Below are 1,497 nucleotides of genomic sequence, written 5' to 3'. Positions count from 1 at the left end.
CGTCAGTTGCATGCATCACTCCTCAACGTGAGTGGATAGTGTCGCGTATCTGCGATGCGTTGTTCAGAGGTTCCCTAGCGCCCCGACATGATCGGGGCGTTGGCGTTTGTGGGGGTTGGACGCGAGTTTTCGATATACCAAGGTGATCGCCAGGATTGTTCACTGGTCGCCGCAACGATTCTTGGGACAGGCGCGCGCGCATGCCGGCCGATAGGTCTGCGCCATGAACCCGCTCGGATGGAGCAGCCACTTCCATCCAAACGCTTGGCTTGCTAAACGCTGGGCTTGCGCCCGCGTGCAGCAGGCCGCTTCGTAATGCTGTCGCCGTACTGTTGCCACCACGCGGTCAGCGCTTCCATGGTTGGCCCCAGTCCATGCGCCTTTGGCGTGATGGCGTATTCCACACGTGGCGGTACCTCTGCAAAGACGGTACGCGTGACCAGGCCATCTGCTTCCAGCTCGCGCAATTGCGCCGTCAGCATGTGTTGGGTGATGCCGGGGATTGCCGCGCGCAGCTCGCCAAAGCGATACATCCGCTGATTCAGCAGCTACATGATTTCCAGCTTCCATTTACCCGACAGCAGCGCAAATGCACGGCGCATTTCTTCGTGCATATTGCGCTCGCCTTGATCAATGGTCTGCTTTTTCATACTAAGCCCTGGTAATTCATCCTACTTTTCAATAGGTATCTTAGGCGACATCCTGATTGCCGGTTGCATTCGCATATTGACTGGCAAACACCATGAGCATCTCTGTCTACTGGATCAGTACCGCCCTGCTGTGCCTGCTGTATCTCGCCTCTGCTTGCATGTATCTGGCCAAGGGTGAGTTCGTGCGCAAGGCGCAGGCCGAGCTGGGTTACTCGGCGCCGTTGCTGGTGCCCTGGATGATCGTCATCAAGATTCTGGGCCCGGTGGCGATTGTGTGGCGCTTCAACACCGCACTGAGCGATCTTGCCTACGCCGGCATGTTCTACCACCTGCTGTTGTCCGGCATGGCGCATCTGGGTGTGCGCAAGCCCAAGGGTGCGCTACCGGCCGTGCTGGGCCTGCTCTTTCTGCTCGCCTCGTTTGGCACGCAAAACGCCGCGCGCCAGCCGCCGTCGCCGTCGCCGTATGCGCCGACGGCAGCGGCCATCTACGTAACGCTGCAGTGATTGGATACCCGGTTGAGCGCTGTCGGCCGGGCGGCTACAACGCGCCCGGCCCAGCCAGTACCCTCACCCTCGCGCTAACTCGAAGTGTGCAAAGCAGGCGCACAGCCACGGGCAAGGCGACGAGCACGTTCGTCTCGCCCCCCGCTTGAGGCTACCGGCTAACGCTGTCCGGATCGGCTCTTGGCCCTGCGTTGGCGGCCACCGAATTGGCGACGTCGTTGGACATCATCGGCCTGACGCTGCCTATCGCATTCTTCCAGGTCGCATTGTCGACTCCCCCTAATTCAATGCCAGCCAAAACTAGAGGTCTGCGGTTGATGTTGATCACGGAACTCGGCGGG

General features: G+C 60.1%; 3 protein-coding genes. 1 reads left to right on the top strand and 2 read right to left on the bottom strand.

Translation table 11 applies throughout. The features are described from left to right. Positions 1-272: 272 nt before the first annotated feature. The gene (locus tag LL972_RS21515) at positions 273-533 is read right to left on the bottom strand and encodes a winged helix-turn-helix transcriptional regulator (RefSeq protein WP_323134241.1); all 261 of its coding nucleotides are present in this window, start codon (positions 531-533) and stop codon (positions 273-275) included. Between the two features lie 209 nt (positions 534-742). Here LL972_RS21515 and LL972_RS21510 point away from each other — a divergent pair, with 209 nt between their 5' ends. Then, the gene (locus LL972_RS21510; RefSeq protein ID WP_228329320.1) at positions 743-1,156 is read left to right on the top strand and encodes a DoxX family protein; all 414 of its coding nucleotides are present in this window, start codon (positions 743-745) and stop codon (positions 1,154-1,156) included. A 151-nt stretch (positions 1,157-1,307) separates the two neighbouring features. On the opposite strand, the gene LL972_RS21505 is transcribed toward LL972_RS21510, so the two are convergent. Beyond that, on the bottom strand, positions 1,308-1,497 hold a 190-nt coding region (locus LL972_RS21505), incomplete at its 5' end, for a hypothetical protein (RefSeq protein ID WP_228329319.1).

The sequence above is a fragment of the Xanthomonas campestris pv. asclepiadis genome, assembly GCF_020784175.1.
Taxonomy (GTDB): Bacteria; Pseudomonadota; Gammaproteobacteria; order Xanthomonadales; family Xanthomonadaceae; genus Xanthomonas; species Xanthomonas campestris_D.
Note: the sequence above shows the minus strand (reverse complement) of the source record. Positions and strands in the feature narration are given on the sequence as shown.